We start from the raw sequence: 17,109 nt of genomic DNA on the forward strand, positions 1-17,109 counted from the left end.
TCAGCATGGAGTAAGTGATCCCGGTATCTAATCATTCTGATTTGGTGAAGCATGACTCGACCTCCAAAACTTTGCCGTAGACTTTCCCGGTCGGTGTGCGCCAATGCTGCCAAATATGGTCCGTGAAAGCCAACGCCGCACTATGAAAATGCGTCTTCATAGTACGGCGGGTTTGGTTTAGGAAACCGCTGCTCTATCCACCTGAGCTATGGGGGCAGCGTTGACCTACAACAACTCAGCTAATCAGCCCTCGCGCTTTCCATCGTGTTCGTTGCCTTTATTTGACGTTAAAGCTTTGAGCGACCGCAAGACGGGTCCGCCAAGCCAATGATGTTGTAACGGTCAAACATATCACCCTGCCTACGGCAATAATCGATCTTAGTGCTCGCCGTTCGTTGTGCGGTGTCAGCTTGCGCGTTGCGAGGAACCGAAAGCGCCGCGGTCGGATGGTACAACTACCTCAACGACGCGCTCGTGCCTCTTTGAGCCTACGTCGGTATTCGGGGTTGTCCACGTCGAGAAGCACTGCTGCCGAATACGATGCCTGAGCGTCGGCCCATCTATGAAGCAACATCATGAGCGAGCCCAGCGCGGCGTGATACTTGGCAACAGAACCATCGTACAGGATCGCCTTCTGAAAGGTTTGCTCTGCCTTCGCCCACTCGTGGGTACCGACATAGCCTTGGGCTTCTTCGAACGCTATGACTCCTGCTTGGCGGTCGGCCTCAGACCGTGGCGCTCCGATAGTGGATTGCGCGATGCTCGGTGACAATGGTTCTTCGGCATCCATCGGTGTGGTTGGCCGAACCGTCGCCTTTGGATCTGGAGTTGTCGATGGTTGTTCAGAACCCGAAACGGGCTTTGTGACTTTTGAAATCTTACGATTACTATCCTCAGCGCGCGTTTCGTCTTGCGAGATCGGTCGCGCAGTTTCCGTTATCGGTAAAGCTGCAGCTCGTTCACCCTGCACGCCAAGAATAGAGAAAGTGAAAAGGTAGTCGTTCGTAAATCCTTCAATTTGCAATGGGAGCAGTAGTTTTACGCTCTTTCCGGTATATCGTTCTCGGAGGTCCGACAGAATCGCCTCTCGATTCGCAGAAACCATTGGCGGACGGGGGAGAAAAGGAGATGTGTGCCACCCACCGTAAGCGCCTGAGGAGTACGTAACGTTCGAAGTAGGAACGACGATGTCGGTAACAAAGCCCTTTGCTACTACGACAGTGGGCGGTTGCGAACTGTTTCGATCCACATACTTGACGCCGGAGTGTAGTACTCGCCCGCTTTCTCCAGCCGGATCAACGATCGCAGCGTCATCCCACACAATCCGGATAGAGTGAAGAGTCTTGTTCTCGAGCCGGAATGCAAAACCATCGGTGATGGGTGCGAGCGTAATTCGCACCAACGAATCATCGAACGTGAATTTTGTCTTACCACTGTCGGAAATCACGGCCAAATGCTCACGCCCATAACGTTGTTGGGCCGTTGCTGGCCGTTGAACTGACATAAGTCTTAAGGAGTAATCAGGCCGTTCGGGAATCAGCGAGGCGCACCCTGCGGACAAAGCGAACGCAGCGAAGGGCGCAGAACGAAGGGCTAAGCGCGAGAACGTCAATGCTAGCCAGCGGATGGCGACGACTTTTCTCGACCACATCGGGGGCACTCTGGAGTTCGTGGCGGAGGCCTAATATTGCCACTGCCAATATTGGCGCCCCGGGCGCGGGGCCGCTACTCGCGCGCATTCTTTGCGGGTCACGGCGGGCCACTGGGTCAAATGCATTTCCCTAAGTGCCAACGCCGCACTATGAAACAGCGCCTTCAAAGTAAGGCGGGTTTGGTTTAGGAAACCGCTGCTCTATCCACCTGAGCTACGGGACGAAGCGGGCTGCGGTGAATTCTAACCAATTTTCAAAACGGAACGATCCCGGTTGCGTCGATCTATCGGACAGCGAAAGGAGCTTTGAGGTCGTCCAGTGACGATAGCTCCTCGACCGTCGAAACTTCAGCTCCATCGGGTCCCTGACGAACCACGCGCGAGAACTCATCCAGATTCTTCTGCTCTCCGGAGGCGGCGACTTCAACGCTTCCGTCGGGATGGTTCGCCACCCACCCCGCGACACCGAGTCTTCGCGCATGAACGCGGACGAACCATCGGAACCCGACTCCCTGCACGCGACCGCGAAGGCGGAGGCGTATCGATGGCACGTGCCTACCCTCTGTTTCGCAGCAGAGACGCGAATGCCGCAACGATGGCCGCCTCGGGCGGGCTGCCTCTGAACTGGTGAAGCGACAGCTCACCGGATCGGATCCTTCGAGCGATTTCGACGAGCGCTGCGGCAACTTCATCTTCGCGCAGATGTGTGGACGTGTCAGCCGGTGCATGCCGACCCGCATCCCAGTTCGTCGTAGACCACGCCGCGTGCGCTTCCGCCGCTTCAGGTACGGGCGCGCCGAGTGAAGCAAGTCCACTCCAATCGTAGGATTGCCAGTCACCCTCCGCCCAGCCTTCGCTATCCGTCTCCCCCAAGTGCTGATTCGCAACGCTGCCTGCCGCCTTCGCGGAGTTCGGATGTACTGCCAGCGGCACGTCAGGTTCAAGCAGAAACTCATCGATAGACGGCAGATCATCCACGAAGCGATCGATCGACGGCAGGCTTTCCGACGAATCGAACGCAAAACCTTCCGTCGCAAGCGCGTCCGAAGATTCGAGGAAATCCGCAAAATCGGTCTCGTCTGCGGGAGCCTCGGCGGCCATGTGCGGCGTCGCGCCACGCCCCGGATCCGGCTTCGCGAATGGCGGATGCAGTCTCTGGCGGTGCTCGCTCTGTCCCGGCGATGTCGGCATCTCCGTCAGCTCTCCCAGCTGTGCTTGCCGACCAGTGGCACAAACCGCACCGGCGCGAGATCCTTTTGCTCGAGCTGGCCGTCCCTGCGAGTGAAGAGCTGCAGCACCTGCTCATCGCGCCCGCCGAGCGGAATGAGAAGTCGTCCACCCTCCCCCAGCTGCTCGATGTACGCCGGCGGAACTACCGGGGCTGCAGCTCCGACGAGTATCGCGTCGTACGGCGCGAACTGCGGCCATCCGAGCGTGCCGTCGCCCAGCATGAACGAGACATTCGTTATGCCAACCTGCTGCAGCACCTCGCGCGCACGCTCGAGCAGCGGAGCAATTCGCTCTATGCTGAATACCTGCGACGCAAGCTTGCCGAGCAGCGCGGTCTGGTACCCCGAGCCGGTGCCGATCTCGAGAACACGCTCGCTGCCCGTCAGCTCGAGAACCTCGAGATAACGGGCATGAATGGAGGGCTGCGAGATCGTCTGCCCGCTGCCGATTGGAAGCGCCGAATCCTCGTAAGCGCGATGCCGCACGGCACTCGGCACAAAGACGTGCCGCGGGATCTCGTCGATCGCATGCAGAACCGCGAGGTCGCGAATCCCCTGATCCTGCAGCACCGAAACGAGTCGCCGCCGCGCGCCACGATACTCCTGTGCCTCTATAGCTCCTGCCACCAGTTCTCCGGCGACTCCAGCATCGCGTGGTGTGTGACGTCGAGGTGCAATGGCGTCACTGAAATGTAGCCTTCCTCTACAGCGCGGAAGTCGGAGTCCTCATGTCCCGACCATTCGATCGACCCGCCGCCGATCCAGAAGATTGGCCGGCCCCACGGATCCTGCATCTTCGTGATCGAATCGGAATAGACCCGCCGGCCGAGCCTGGTAAGCTTGACGCCTTTGATCTGCTCTCCATGCACCGGCGGAAGATTGATGTTCAAAAGAGTGTTAGGCGGGAACGCACGCAAATTGAAAATGTGTCGCAGCAGCCGGGTGAGCGGCTCGATCTGATTGTTGAGCATGCTCGTGTCGGCGCGCAGATCGCCGCCCGCGAACGAGATAGCTATGGACGGAATCCCGATGGAGATGCCCTCCATCGCTGCAGCGACCGTGCCCGAGTAAAGCACATCTTCGCCCATGTTCTGGCCGTGATTGATGCCGCTCAGAATGAAATCCGGCCGCTCTTCCATCAGCGCTTCGACCGCGAGCATCACGCAGTCCGTGGGAGTGCCGTCCACCTGCCAGCGCTTCTCTTCCCTGAGAATCGGTCTGACCGGATGGTGAAGCGTCAGGGAATGGCTTGTAGCGCTCTGCTCCCGGTCAGGCGCGACAACGGTTACATCACCGAGTGGCTCAGCCGCTGCCACGAGGCATGCGAGGCCGTGCGCGAGTATTCCATCATCATTCGTGCAGAGTACTCGCATCAGACCTCGTCGGGGTGCGAGAGCGGACGCTTCACTCCGCGCCGGAATGCTCCTGCGCGGTGCTTCCAGAGCACTCCGATCACGAGCATCGCGTCGCGGAATTCGCGGAAATAACTCGCCGAGCCGTAGATCGTGGAGATTGGAACGTTGGTGATGCTGAAGCCTGCGTGAGCCGCGCGAATGATGAAATCGGTCTCGAATTCATACCGGTCGCCCTCGGCGTGCACGGCTGACAACACCTCACGCCTGATTCCTCTATAGCCCGACTGGCTGTCCCGGACCGCGCCGCCCGAGACCATCCGAGTTGCCGCACTCGACATGAAATTCGCGATGCGGCGGTGGCGAGGGACGTGCTCGCCCGACAGGTCGCGCGTTCCAATGGCGATGTGAGAAACGTCGAGTGCTTTGAGAATCGATGGGGCGAATGCCGGGTCGTGCTGGCCATCGGAGTCGATGGTCAGCACAGCGCGGCAATCAGTCTCCAAAGCTGCCGCGAAGGCAGCTCGAAGCGCGGCTCCCTTTCCGCGATTCTCCGGAAAGTCGATCGTCTCATCGCAGATATAACGCAGCAATGCGGCGGTGCCATCCGCTGAGCCGTCGTTGACTCCGATGATCGACGCACGCGGCAACGCCTCACGGAGACCCTTGATGACAGGTCCTACGGTCTTCTCCGCGTTGAACGCCGGAACGATGACTGCGATCGGCTCGATCATTCGATTTCCGGTTCTCCGTCAATTGCCGCCAGTATCGCTTCCAGATCGGATTCCATGGACTCCACCGTCTGCGAGTCGAGTGCCGCGCGCGCCACAGAGCGCAATTCGCCGCTTTTTCTGTACTCGTCGATCTTCTGGCGGGCGCCGTCGATCGTGTATTTCTCGGTGTACAGCAGCTGGCGAACGAGCATTATCAGCTCGATCTCCCGCCGCTGGTAGACGCGGTTTCCCGAGCGATTCTTTGCGGGGTGCAGAAATCGGAACTGACTCTCCCAGTATCGAAGCACATGCGGTTTGAGATCGGTGAGATTGCAGACGTCACCCATCGAAAAGAATTCGCGGACCGGCTCGGCAGATGGCATCAGTCGCTCTCCGATCTCAGCTCACGCGTCATCAGCGATCCGATCGCATCGCGCGGAGGATGGCCCTCGAACAACACACGGTAAACGGCATCGACAATCGGCATTTCCACTCCCTCCCGCGCTGCGAGTGCGCGCGCGCTTCGTGTTGTAATCACACCTTCGGCAACCGTCTCCTTCCCGGCAAGCACTTCCTCGAGCGAGGCGCCTCGACCCATCTCCACTCCAACACTCCGGTTCCGGCTCAGGGTCCCGGTACACGTGAGAACCAGATCGCCCATCCCCGCCAGCCCGGCCAGCGTTGTGGCTTCCGCGCCGAGACGAGTTCCGAGTCGTGTCATCTCGGCGAGGCCGCGGGTGATCAACGCCGCTCGCGCGTTGAAGCCCAGGCCCAATCCTTCAGCGATACCCGTCGCGACAGCCATGACGTTTTTCAGAGCACCGCCTATCTCCACGCCCGTCACGTCACTGTGCGTGTACGCCCGGAAATCAGTGGCGCTGAAGGTTTGCTGCGCGAATCTCGCGGCTTCAGCATCGGCGGACGCGACAACCACGGCTGTCGGTTGTCGATTCGCAACCTCCACTGCGAAGCTCGGGCCCGAAAGTGCAACGACTGTCGAGTCCGCGACTTCGGCAGAAATCACGTCTGTCATGAGGGCCAGCGACTCTGCCTCGATGCCCTTCGATGCGACTACGATCGGCACGCGCGCCGGGAACGCATCACGGGCGCTGCGCACGATAGGACGTAATACGTGTGACGGAGTCGCAACTGTCACGAGCTCAGCGCCGTCTACTGCATCCGCCACGTCAGCCCAGGCCGTCACGTCTGCGCTCAGCTTGTGTCCGCTCAGAAAGCGACGATTCTCGTGGGACCGGTTTATCGTCTCGACGACGTCCCACTCGTACGCCCATAGCCGGACGGGATGGCCATTCCGAGCGAGCAGGTCGGCAAGCGCGGTTCCCCAGGCCCCAGCACCGAGCACGGCGCATCGAGTCACCTCGCGGGTGCCTCGACCTTACGTCCGAAACGCGGCTCCTCGCCGCGTCTGAGCCGCCCGATGTTCGCCCGGTGCGTCCAGACAACGAAAAACATCATCGCGAAGCTGACGATGAACAGCGGTGCTCGTGGTCCGGCCCAGAGGCACAACGCAATGGGGAGCGCGATGGCAGCGGCGAGCGAAGCAACGCTCACGATTCGTGTCAGTATGAGAGCCGCGGCGAAAACAAGAAGTGAGATCAGCGTGGGCAGCCACGCCAGTCCGAAAAAAACTCCACCTGCGGTGGCTACTCCCTTCCCGCCGCCCTTGCCCCGGAGGAAAATCGGCCGCACGTGTCCAGTCACGGCAGCGAGTCCGAAAGCAATCGCCCAGAGCTCGGGGTTCGACGTGGTCACAACCTTCGGGAGCAAAAGAACCGGCAGCAACCCCTTCAGCGTGTCACCAAGGTAGACCAGCCCGCCAACTCGCGGTCCGAGAACTCTCAGCGCGTTCGTTGCTCCGAGATTGCCCGAGCCATGTTCCCGCAGATCGATTCCACGCGCCTTGCCCGCGAGATACGCGAACGGCACCGAGCCCGCGAGGTACGAGAGGAGAACCCCGAGAAGCGGATGCACTTACGCGGATTTCCTCCGCATTACCACGCGAAGAGGATTTCCCGTGAATCCCCACGCCTCGCGAAAGCCGTTGTGCAGGTAGCGGATGTAATGCTCCTGCACGAGGTCGGGGTTGTTTCCAAAGACAGCGATCGTCGGCGGGGCCGTCTCGACCTGTGTCGCGTAATTGAGTTTCACTTCACGCCCTGACGCCTGGGGCGGCTGCTTCCGGGCAACAAGCGCCTCGAGCGTCGTGTTGACCTGCGAGGTTGTGATGCGCTTCTTCCGCTCGGCGTCGACATCGAGAATCACGCTCAGCAGCTTGGCGACACGCTGTCCGGAAAGCGCCGAGAGGAAGATGAAAGGAACGAATTTCAGAAATGGAGCTTTCGCCTCGCATTCGCGCTCGAAATCCCTCGCCGAGTTCGTCTCCTTTTCGGCGAGGTCCCACTTGTTGACGACAATGATGAGCGCCCTCCCGGTTTCCCACGCGAGAGCCGCAATCTTCAGATCCTGATTGTGCAGCCCCTCGGTCGCGTCGATCACGAGCAGGCAGATGTCGGCACGATCTATCGCGCGACGCGATCGCAGGGCCGAGTAAAACTCGATCCCGTCATCCACCCGCGACTGGCGGCGAAGTCCCGCCGTGTCGACGAAGATCATTCGGCGTCCGTGGTAGTTGAGCGGAGTGTCGATTGCATCCCTGGTCGTTCCGGCGATCTCGGAGACAACCAGGCGCTCCTCTCCGAGAATGCGGTTTACGAGGGATGATTTTCCGACATTCGGGCGACCTATGACGGCAACGCGCAGCGCATCCTCTTCCTCCGCGGGACTTTCCGGAATCGCTGCGGCGATGACATCGAGCAAGTCGCCCGAGTTCTTACCGTTCACGGCAGAGACCGGCAAAGGGTCTCCCGCGCCGAGCTCATAGAACTCGTAGTAGTCGGTGCTCGCCGGATCGTCCACCTTGTTCGCGACGAGTAGCCATGCCTTGCGCGATTCGCGAAGCAGATGGAGAACTCGTGTGTCACTCGGATGCAGGCCTGCCTTTGCGTCGACCACCATCAGCAGAAGGTCCGCCTCGCCTATCGCCTCGAGCACCTGGCGCTTGATCTCGACGTCCATCGGAATGTGCGGATCGTCGGTTAGGCCGCCGGTATCGACCAGCCAGAACTTCCGCCGGTTCCACTCTGCGAGAGCGAAATGGCGGTCCCGCGTCGTTCCCGCTTCTTCGCTCACTATTGCGCTGTGATCGCCCACGATGCGGTTGAACAATGCCGATTTGCCGACGTTCGGCCTGCCGATGATCGCTACCACGGGAACGTTCATGCCGCCACCGCCTGCGCTTCGGCCAAGAGAACGTCGATGAAGTCGTACGACGGGTAAACCGGCATCGGCAGCGACCGACGCAGCTCCTCGAAGACGACATCGTCGAGAAAGATTCCGTCGTCGTTGATCGTTTCCGCGGGAATGAGTGCGATCGAGAGATCGTGACGATCAGCCAGCGCACCGCGGATGTCGGCACCCACGAGAAGTCCAGCCGTTGTGATCGTCGGCCCAAACAGCGAATTCTCGGCGACGATCACCTCGAAAGCAGCGCCTGTCGCGTTCTGCAGCTGCGCTATGAGCTCGGGCATAAGAGCGGCCATTCCCTTCCCCGTCACCACTCCAATGCGCCTGCCATCCATTCGTGGCAGATCATCGACGCCGGCGGCGACCCTCGAGCGGAGCGAGGCGACCGCCCCGATGCCGTTCTCGATCTGCGAGAAATCTCCATAGTGATCAGCCGGTGGCAGCTCGCGCTCGGCCAGCAGATACAGCTCGTCCGAGCCGTAGACCCAGTTTTCTCCGCGCTCTCGCTGAGCTCGCTCGCTCCACCGCGCAACCCTTTCCAGGAGCTGACGGGCTGCAGCCGCATCCATGGGCTTGCCGGTGTAAAGATGAGAGAACTGCGTGATGCCCACGGGAACTACTGCCGCAGAGATAACCGCGTCTCCGAGCTTCCATAGATCGCTCAGGGATTCCTCGAGTACATCTGCGTCATTCAAGCCGGGAACGACAACCATCTGGCAGTGAAACTGAATGCCACCCTCGGCGAGGCGGGTCAGCTGCTCAACTATGTTGGGTACACGAGGATTGTTGAGAAGGACCTTCCGTGCCTCCCAGTTCGTCGCATGAACCGATACGTAGAGGGGAGACAGGCGATACTCGAGGATTCGCGCGATGTCCCGCTCCTTCACATTCGACAGCGTGGCGAAATTGCCGTACGTGAACGACAGCCGGTAGTCGTCGTCGCGGATGTAGAGGTTTCGGCGAAGTCCGACAGGAAGGCCTTCGATGAAGCAGAACTCGCATCGGTTGGCGCAGCGTCGCACCGTGGGCGGCTCGAGAGTGACACCGAGCTGCTCGCCCTCTGGCCGCTGGATCTCGTAGACGATTTCGTCGCCGTCGGGTTGCCTCGCTTCGACGAGAAGCTCGTCGTCGGCGGTCAGAAACTCCCAGTCCAGAAAGTCGTGCAGGTCGCGGCCGTTCACCGAGATCAGCTCCGTTCCGACTTCGATACCGAGCTCGTCGGCGATACTGTCCGGCAGGACGCGGGCGACTTTAACCATAGCTAAAGTAATTTAGAGATATAGCCGCCGAACACAAGGAATTGCCTAATGTTAGCTCGCTACACAGGCGAGCTCGCTGCGAGAGATTCAAGGAGTCGCCGGGCCTGCTCCGCGTTGAATCCCGGGACCTTGGAGATGGCCTCTTCGCTGGCCTCGCGAACACCCTGAATGCTCCCGAACTCCTGGAGCAGGCGTCGCCGCTTCACCGGCCCGATTCCCGGCACCTTCAGGAGTTCCGACGTGAGCGTCCGCATGGTGCGCCGCTTCCGGTTGTAGGTCACAGCGAAACGGTGCGCCTCGTCGCGGATCTGCTGGAGAAGGCGAAGCGCCGTCGATCGGCGCGACATTCGGATGGGCGTCTCCCGTCCCCAGACGTAGACGTCTTCCTCACGCTTTGCAAGGCTGATGAGCGGCCTGTCCCCGAGCGCCAGCGACTCCAGCGCCTCGTGTGCGGCCGAGAGCTGCCCCTTGCCGCCGTCGACGATTATCAGATCAGGGAGCGGCTTTTCATCGGCCTGGCGCCGCTGGAAGTAGCGCGTCACCACTTCCCGCATTGACGCGAAGTCGTCGCTACCCTCCACGGTCTTCACGCGGAATTTCCGGTATTCGCCACGCTTCGGCCGGCTGTTCTCGAACCATACGCCTGCGCCTACTGTGTCGGTTCCCTGGGTGGTCGAGATGTCGAAGCACACCATCGTTCGCGGGAGGCGCTGGAGCCCCAGCTCCCGGCCGAGCTCGTACACCGGGTCGCCTGCGACGGTCGCGCCCTCGATGGTCGCGGCCCGCAGCTCCTCCAGCAGATGACGGGCGTTCTGCTGCGCCAGGTCCACCAGCTCGCGGCGTGATCCACGCTGCGGAATGAGAATCTTCGTGCCGGATAGCGACTCCTCCAGGAGCTCGCGATCGCCGAAGTCAAACGGCACGAGCAGCTGGCGTGCGCGTTCATGCAATGCGACATAACTGCCCGCGAGATACGCCAGCAGAATTGCGGAATCCTCCTCTCCTTCGACGTTGACGAGGAACCTGTGCTCACGGGAGAGGAGCTTTCCGTTGCGCACGCGGAGCAGGACTGCGCAGGCGTCGTCTCCGTCGCGCGCGAAGCCGATCACGTCGCGATCACCGCCTTCGACCTCGAGAACTACTGTGGGCTCCTCCATCTGATCTAGGTGTTGAAGCGCGTCACGAAGCTCCGCTGCCCTTTCGAAGTCGAGTGAGCTCGACGCAGCCTCCATCCGCTCCTTGACGCGGCGCATCACCTCGTCGGGACGACCATCGAGGAACAGAACGACCTCCTCGATCATCGAGCGGTATTCCATCTGGCTCTGCGCGAGGATGCACGGCGCTTTGCAGCGATGGATGTAGTAGTCGAGGCAGGGCCGGTCAGGCATCTCGCGCGGCATGTCGTAGTTGCACGATCTGACGGTGAAGATCCGCTTGACGACGTTCAGGGCGCGCCGCATGGCGCCCACGTCGGTGTAGGGACCGAAGTAGCGCGCACCGTCGTTCTGCAGCCGGCGTGTCACGTATACGCGGGGGAACGCCTCCTGGACCGTGACCTTGATGTACGGATACGACTTGTCGTCGCGCAGCGAGATATTGAATCTCGGCCTGTACTCCTTGATGAGATTCGCCTCGAGGATCAGCGCGTGCGCCTCGCTTGGCACTACGATCGTCTCTACGTCGACGATTTTTCCGACGAGGTGGCGTGTCTTGGGACTCTCTTCGTGGTCGGCGCCGAAGTAGCTCCGCACGCGGGACCTGAGGCTCTTTGCCTTCCCGACGTACAGAATCTGCCCGTCCCCGCTTTTCCAGAGATAGACTCCGGGTCCGTCGGGCAGGTGAGGCAGCTTCGATGCGACTTTGTCGGGGACGGTGATCATCACCTAATTATACCTGCACCTTCGACGCTGGTTCGAATCGGACGAGGAAGCGACCACGCCGCTTCGCATCCGACAAGAAGTGGCCCGAGATGCGTTAAGTTCGACGACGCAGCCGAGCGGTGAGTGCCTGCGCCTCGGGAACCTTTAGCAGCGCGGTGATCAACAAGTAAGTCATACCGTAGGCGGCAAGTATGAGCAGGCCGATGAGCACCGTGTGTGTTCCGTACAGCGTCAGCTTCGCGCCCCACGCGACCAACGCCGAGACGATTGCCGCCGCCCAGATGCGAAGCGTGAACCCCGCGGGCAGGCTAGTCGGTCCGATTCGCTGCGTGAGTGCCCGCCTCAGAAGATAGAACTCGACGCACGCCGCAATGCCTCCTGCTGCGGTGAGTCCGGCAGCGCCCAGTCGGGGATCCAGACCGAGCCAACCCGGCAGGCGGAGAGCGCCAACGTACCCCAGCACGATCGCCAACGCGACACGAAGTACCGCAAATCGAAGCGGGGTGCGCGTATCCCGAAGAGCGTAAAACGTCGACGAGTACAGCCTTCCCCACGTTGACGGCAGCAAACCGATCGCCGCGCCTGCGAGAATCTGCCAGACCCACACACTGTCCGCGCGTGTGAATCGTCCGGACTCGAACAATACCGCGGCAATCACATCGCCGAGGGCGAGGAACGCGATCGCCGAGGGTACGATGAAAAAGGCAATTCGCTCGAGGCCGCCGTCGAGGCGGCCGCGCAGATATGATGCGACCTCCTGCGGTGTTCCCGTCGCGCTGGACATCACCGGCAGCTCCGCAGCCGACACAGCCATCCCGAACAGGCTCACCGGCAGCACGTAGAGAACCTGCGAATACGCAACGACCGCGACCGATCCTGCCGGTAGCCAGCTGGCGATGAGCTCGTCCACAAAAGCGCTTATCTGAACGACGCCGCGGCTGATGAAGGCTGGGACAAAATTGCGGATGACGGAGCGCGCGCTGACCGTGTTTGTCCCGAGATTGAGCCGAACGCCACGCGCGTACTTCAACACGAACGGGAATTGCACGCCGAATTGCAGAGCACTTCCAACCACCGAAGCCCATGCGACAATCTCTGCAAGACGCACTTGCGGTGTTCCACTGCCGAAACCAATCAGCGCCGCGATCATCGTCAGATTCCACGCAACGGGCGCAGTGTAGCTGACGAAGAATTTTCGATGGCTGTTGAGAATTCCGAGGCACCACGCGGACAGCACGAGGAGCCCGGCGCCGGGAAACAGAATCCTCGTCAGCTGGATCGTCAGCTCCCGGCGCTCGCCGGTGAACCCGCCGGCGACGAGTGTCACGAGCAGCGGCGCGAACAGCACTCCAAGCAGAACAATCACGGCCGAGACAAGAGCCAGCACCGCAGCTACGACGCCTGCAAGCCTGTCCGACTCTTCCTTCTTCTTTTGCGCCAGCAGACCGGCGTATTCGGGAATAAATGACGCCGAGAGCACGCCTTCACCGAACAGGTTCTGCAGCAGGTTCGGAATTCTTATCGCAGCGTTAAGGGCATCCGCAGCCAGCGAGGAGCCGAAGTAATGCGCGAAGAACTTGTTGCGAATGAGGCCGGCGATGCGGCTGAGGAAAATCCCGCCACCGACAAGGAACGAGGCTCGGCGGGAGCCGTCCTGACTCATACCAGCGTCGCTACGTGATCTCTCACTTCGGGCATCACCGAGTCGAAGAGCTCATCGCCGTACCTCGCCATTAGGGGAATGCCGTTGAGTATCCGCTCCTGAGGAACGCCGAACGGATAAAGCGAAGCTCGGGCGGCGGCGATCTCGTGCAGTGCAGAGCTCCCTTCCCGCTTCACCGCCGCCGTATAGCGCCGCTCCAGGCGCTCGACTCTATGAAGCAGGTTGCGGCGAAGCCCTTCGAGAACCCGAGGCGAAACAAGAAGATCGTCATGACGCTCGGCGAGACGCGCTACTTGCTCTTCGACCGTCCTGCGAAGATCGACGAGTGACGCTCTCAGTTCATGCGGAAGAGACTGCGCGGCCAGTCTGGTCTCGACCGCGTGAGGATCGCTGAAGTCGGCCGGCGACAAGCTGTGGCGCTCGAGAATTTTGTGGATGCGGGGCTCCACCACCATGCCCGACCATCGCGGAAGGATGAGCGGGAGCTCCGAGCCGAGTGCTGCGGCAACGGCCCCAACTTGCGCAAAGTATGCGATCTCAGCCGGTCCCCCGAGGTAGGCGACCGTCGGAAGAATGTGGCGCTCGACAATCGGCCGAAGCAGCACGTTGGGTGAGAGGCTCTCCAGCGCGCTGTCGCTCGAGACGTGTGCCGGGTTGCCGAGTGATACACGCGCCCGTCGCCCGTCAGTCGCCGAGAAGACCAGCGACCGGCCGCGCACTGTCTGGACCTGCGGAGAAAATCCGGCGGACTTGATTTCACTGTCGCGTGCAACAAGCGCCGCCTCGACCTCCTTTCCGTGCTGCAATGCCCGCTGCAGCAGCGGACGCGCGCGTTCTCGCACCGAGTCGTGCGATGAATCCAGCACAGCTATTCCACGAGGAGTCAGCACCTCACGAAGCAGCTTGACGAACGAGCTGCCTATTGTCTCACCGGGCTTGTAGGCGCGCGCGATGACGTCGAGTACGCCAGCGTGCGGCGCGGATCCGGCTGCGCGGCGCAGAGCCTCCAGCTGCGACGTCGCGTCGCCGAGTGGAACGAGCGCCATTGGCAAACCGGGGTCGTCGCGGCCCGCGAGCTCGATTCGCTGTGCACCGTCAGGAGTGACCATGACGGTCGATCGAGCCTCGTCGAAATCGGAGTCGTCGGTCGCCGCCCAGAAAACAGGCGCGACTGGCCGGCCTGTCGTCGCCTGAAGAGCGTTGGCAAACTCGAGCGCGGAAAGTGCCTTCCACCAGGTGTAGAGCGGGCCTCCAAACAAACCCGGCTGCTGCCCGCACGTGACCACGAATCCGTCGCGTTGTGCGGCAGCCAGACGGTCGGCCGCCGGCCCGCTCGGTTCGAGGGCACCCTCGAGCGCCGTGAGCCACTCGGGCGACTCCATCGACCTGATCACCGCGTCGGCGCGCGCTCTCCAGCCGTCGCTGCCGCGCGGAGGCGCAGTGTACCACGCGGCATCGAGCGACCCATCCAACGCAGCACGCGTGAGCTTCTTTCCCGCAAGCGGCGTGGAGATTACGCGGAGCGTCAACTGCGGCTCGCGAAGAGAATGACGCGCGGTGACGCTTCGGTGAGCCATTCGCCGCCATAGTCACCGAATGCTGTCTCGATGCGGAACCCTGCACGTTCCATCATTTCCTCGAGCTCACGGCGTGTGAAGAGTCGGACGCGCTCCACGAACTCGCGCCCCTCGCTCTCGAGAGAAATGTGCTTTACCACGAAGCGACCTCCGTCCGTGATCTCGCGCCTCTGCGCCACAACCCGCCCGCCGATGCTCCGCTCATCATGTGGCACGAGCTGCTCCCGCACCCGCTCGGCGTTGAGATAATCGAGAACGAATGTGCCTCGAGGTGCGATGACCCGCGCGAGATCCCGAATAACCAGCTCGTGCTCCTGATCGGTCTCGAAGTAGCCGAAGCTGGTGAAGAGATTGACCACCAGATCGAACGCCGAGTCGCGGTAAGGAAGCGCCCGGACGTCCCCGCGGACGAGTCTGGCGGGCGTGTCATTGCGTCGCGCAATTCGGAGCAGGACTTCCGAGAGGTCGATCCCCGACGTCCACCACTGCTTTCCGAGATACCTGGCGTGGCGTCCGGACCCGCACGCCAGGTCGAGAACCTTGCGCACCGGGCGGGTCCCCACAGTTCGAGCAATGAGACCCACGGCGCGCTCCGCCTCCGCTTCGTTGCGGTGCGGATACAGCGCGACGTAATCCTCGCCGAACCATTCCTCGAACCATTCGGAATCCCGTGTGCCGCTCACTTGTGATACGGTTCTCCCCGCACGATGGTGCCCGCCCGGTACAGCTGCTCGGCGAGGACGAGCCGCGCCAGCTCGTGAGCGAGCGTCCATGGTGCCAGCGACAAGCGAACGGACGATTTGGCGAGCACCTCCTCCGAAAGACCGAAGGCTCCGCCGATGACGAACGCCAGATCCCGGTCCCGGTCCCGCTCGGTGCGCAGCCATTCGGCGAAGCGCTCCGATGTATAGCTGACACCGGAAGCATCGCATGCGACAAGACGCGATGCACCGGCGCGCTCGGCGAGTCGATCTCCCTCCTTCTGCCGGACGATTCGAGGCGTAAGGGACGCTGACCGCTCCTCTTTCACCTCTTGAACGTCGAGCGGCCAGTACCGCGCCGCCCGAGTCTCGTAATCATGGATGGCCGCCGAGAGAACGGCATTTCGCGGTTTCCCGACGACCGCGACAGTCAATCGCATCAGGCGTAAATGCCCCGAAGCCTGTGAACAGTCGCAACGCGGTTGATCGCGAGCATGTATGCCGCAGTGCGCATGTTGACCTGGTGCTGGCTCGACAGCGTGAGAACGGCCTGAAAGCTCTGTATCATGATGTCGCGAAGCCGGTCGTTTACAAGCTGCTCGGTCCAGAAATAGCCGCCGCGATTCTGCACCCACTCGAAGTACGAGACCGTCACACCGCCGGCGTTGGCGAGAATGTCGGGAATGACAAACACCCCATTCTCCTCCAGGATGGAGTCGGCAGCGGCGGTCGTTGGTCCATTGGCGCCCTCGCAGATTATTCTCGCGCGGACGTCGCGGGCGTTCTTCGTAGTGATCACGTTCTCGAGGGCTGCCGGTACCAGCACGTCCACGTCGAGTGTGAGAAGGTCCGCGGCGCTGATCAGGTCCCCTTTCGTGTAGCCGTCGAGATGCCGGTGCTTTCTGACGTGATCGATGGCGTCGTTGACGTCTATTCCGTCAGGGTTGTAAATGGAGAGCGATCGATCTCCGATAGCTACGACCTTGCATCCCTCGGCCTCGAGGAGCTGAGCTGCAACGGAGCCGACATTGCCGAAGCCCTGGACCGCCACGGTCGTGCCGGCCACAGGCATACCGAGATGTGCGAGTGCCTCTTTAGTCACAATCATGCAGCCGCGCCCGGTGGCTTCGCGGCGGCCGAGCGAGCCCCCCATCTCCACGGGCTTCCCTGTAACTACAGATGTAGTTGTATGCCCGACGTGCATCGAATACGTGTCCATGATCCACGCCATCACCCGCTCATTCGTGTTGACGTCGGGAGCCGGAACGTCGGAGTCCGGGCCGAGGACATTTATGATTCCGGCCGTGTAGCGGCGGGTCAGCCGCTCGAGCTCGCCGATGCTCATGGTGTGCGGATCGCACACCACGCCGCCCTTTGCGCCGCCGAAGGGAATGTTTACGACGGCGCATTTCCAGGTCATCCACGCGGCAAGAGCTTTTACCTCCTCGAGCGTGACGGTGCTGTCGAACCTGATTCCCCCCTTTGCCGGACCCCGTGAGGTGTTGTAGAGAACACGAAAGCCAGTGAACACCTCGACCTCACCGCTGTCACGCATGACGGGAATCGATACGATGATCTGTTTTTCGGGATTTCTGAGGACGCGGTAAAGCCCCGGCTCGAGATCGAGCAGCTCAGCGGCGCGGTCGAAGCGAAGCATCATCGCTTCGAACGGGTTCTCCTCATTGAGGAATGTGTCCTTGTCAGGACCGACAATCGAGTCTGTTTGAAGGCGAAGATCGGTGGCCATGAGTGGGTGATGG

Annotated in this window: 17 protein-coding genes; all 17 read right to left on the reverse strand. The window is 61.4% G+C overall.

Annotated features, from left to right (window positions below; translation table 11 throughout):
* Positions 1 to 460: 460 nt before the first annotated feature.
* A complete protein-coding gene (locus VES88_06795; GenBank protein HYN81192.1) occupies positions 461 to 1,651 on the reverse strand; it encodes a hypothetical protein in 1,191 nt (396 codons plus the stop codon).
* A gap of 284 nt (positions 1,652 to 1,935) precedes the next feature.
* Positions 1,936 to 2,202, reverse strand: coding sequence for an acylphosphatase (locus VES88_06800; GenBank protein ID HYN81193.1), 267 nt, complete (start codon positions 2,200 to 2,202; stop codon positions 1,936 to 1,938).
* 4 nt (positions 2,203 to 2,206) lie between these two features.
* A complete protein-coding gene (locus VES88_06805) occupies positions 2,207 to 2,842 on the reverse strand; it encodes a hypothetical protein (GenBank protein ID HYN81194.1) in 636 nt (211 codons plus the stop codon).
* 5 nt (positions 2,843 to 2,847) lie between these two features.
* Complete coding sequence (locus tag VES88_06810; protein ID HYN81195.1) at positions 2,848 to 3,507, reverse strand: protein-L-isoaspartate(D-aspartate) O-methyltransferase; 660 nt, start codon at positions 3,505 to 3,507, stop codon at positions 2,848 to 2,850.
* A complete protein-coding gene (gene surE / locus VES88_06815) occupies positions 3,492 to 4,253 on the reverse strand; it encodes a 5'/3'-nucleotidase SurE (protein ID HYN81196.1) in 762 nt (253 codons plus the stop codon). The genes VES88_06810 and surE overlap by 16 nt, the downstream gene beginning before the upstream one ends.
* On the reverse strand, positions 4,253 to 4,966 hold the full coding sequence (locus tag VES88_06820) for a glycosyltransferase family 2 protein (protein HYN81197.1): 714 nt from the start codon (positions 4,964 to 4,966) through the stop codon (positions 4,253 to 4,255). Before VES88_06820 ends, surE begins: the two co-directional genes overlap by 1 nt.
* Positions 4,963 to 5,328: a MerR family transcriptional regulator gene (locus tag VES88_06825; GenBank protein ID HYN81198.1), complete on the reverse strand. Its 366-nt coding sequence runs from the start codon at positions 5,326 to 5,328 to the stop codon at positions 4,963 to 4,965. The genes VES88_06820 and VES88_06825 overlap by 4 nt, the downstream gene beginning before the upstream one ends.
* Positions 5,328 to 6,323 (reverse strand): NAD(P)H-dependent glycerol-3-phosphate dehydrogenase, encoded by a 996-nt coding sequence (locus VES88_06830; GenBank protein ID HYN81199.1) that lies wholly within the window; start codon positions 6,321 to 6,323, stop codon positions 5,328 to 5,330. Before VES88_06830 ends, VES88_06825 begins: the two co-directional genes overlap by 1 nt.
* Positions 6,320 to 6,937: a glycerol-3-phosphate 1-O-acyltransferase PlsY gene (plsY, locus tag VES88_06835; GenBank protein HYN81200.1), complete on the reverse strand. Its 618-nt coding sequence runs from the start codon at positions 6,935 to 6,937 to the stop codon at positions 6,320 to 6,322. The genes VES88_06830 and plsY overlap by 4 nt, the downstream gene beginning before the upstream one ends.
* The gene (gene der / locus VES88_06840; GenBank protein HYN81201.1) at positions 6,938 to 8,245 is read right to left on the reverse strand and encodes a ribosome biogenesis GTPase Der; all 1,308 of its coding nucleotides are present in this window, start codon (positions 8,243 to 8,245) and stop codon (positions 6,938 to 6,940) included.
* Positions 8,242 to 9,528 carry a DUF512 domain-containing protein gene (locus tag VES88_06845; protein ID HYN81202.1) on the reverse strand — a complete coding sequence of 429 codons (1,287 nt, stop codon included), beginning with the start codon at positions 9,526 to 9,528 and terminating at the stop codon, positions 8,242 to 8,244. Before VES88_06845 ends, der begins: the two co-directional genes overlap by 4 nt.
* 59 nt (positions 9,529 to 9,587) lie before the next feature.
* Positions 9,588 to 11,408, reverse strand: coding sequence for an excinuclease ABC subunit UvrC (uvrC, locus tag VES88_06850; GenBank protein HYN81203.1), 1,821 nt, complete (start codon positions 11,406 to 11,408; stop codon positions 9,588 to 9,590).
* Between the two features lie 94 nt (positions 11,409 to 11,502).
* Positions 11,503 to 13,071, reverse strand: a complete 1,569-nt coding sequence (gene murJ / locus VES88_06855; protein HYN81204.1) for a murein biosynthesis integral membrane protein MurJ — start codon at positions 13,069 to 13,071, stop codon at positions 11,503 to 11,505.
* Entirely contained in the window at positions 13,068 to 14,600 is a 1,533-nt protein-coding gene (gene bshC / locus VES88_06860; protein HYN81205.1) for a bacillithiol biosynthesis cysteine-adding enzyme BshC, read from the reverse strand. Before bshC ends, murJ begins: the two co-directional genes overlap by 4 nt.
* Positions 14,597 to 15,331, reverse strand: coding sequence for a methyltransferase domain-containing protein (locus VES88_06865; GenBank protein ID HYN81206.1), 735 nt, complete (start codon positions 15,329 to 15,331; stop codon positions 14,597 to 14,599). Before VES88_06865 ends, bshC begins: the two co-directional genes overlap by 4 nt.
* Positions 15,328 to 15,789 (reverse strand): 23S rRNA (pseudouridine(1915)-N(3))-methyltransferase RlmH, encoded by a 462-nt coding sequence (locus tag VES88_06870; protein HYN81207.1) that lies wholly within the window; start codon positions 15,787 to 15,789, stop codon positions 15,328 to 15,330. Before VES88_06870 ends, VES88_06865 begins: the two co-directional genes overlap by 4 nt.
* Positions 15,789 to 17,096 carry a Glu/Leu/Phe/Val dehydrogenase gene (locus VES88_06875; GenBank protein HYN81208.1) on the reverse strand — a complete coding sequence of 436 codons (1,308 nt, stop codon included), beginning with the start codon at positions 17,094 to 17,096 and terminating at the stop codon, positions 15,789 to 15,791. The genes VES88_06870 and VES88_06875 overlap by 1 nt, the downstream gene beginning before the upstream one ends.
* Positions 17,097 to 17,109: the final 13 nt, after the last annotated feature.

It is taken from the genome of Gemmatimonadaceae bacterium, assembly GCA_035633115.1.
Classification (GTDB): domain Bacteria; phylum Gemmatimonadota; class Gemmatimonadetes; order Gemmatimonadales; family Gemmatimonadaceae; genus UBA4720.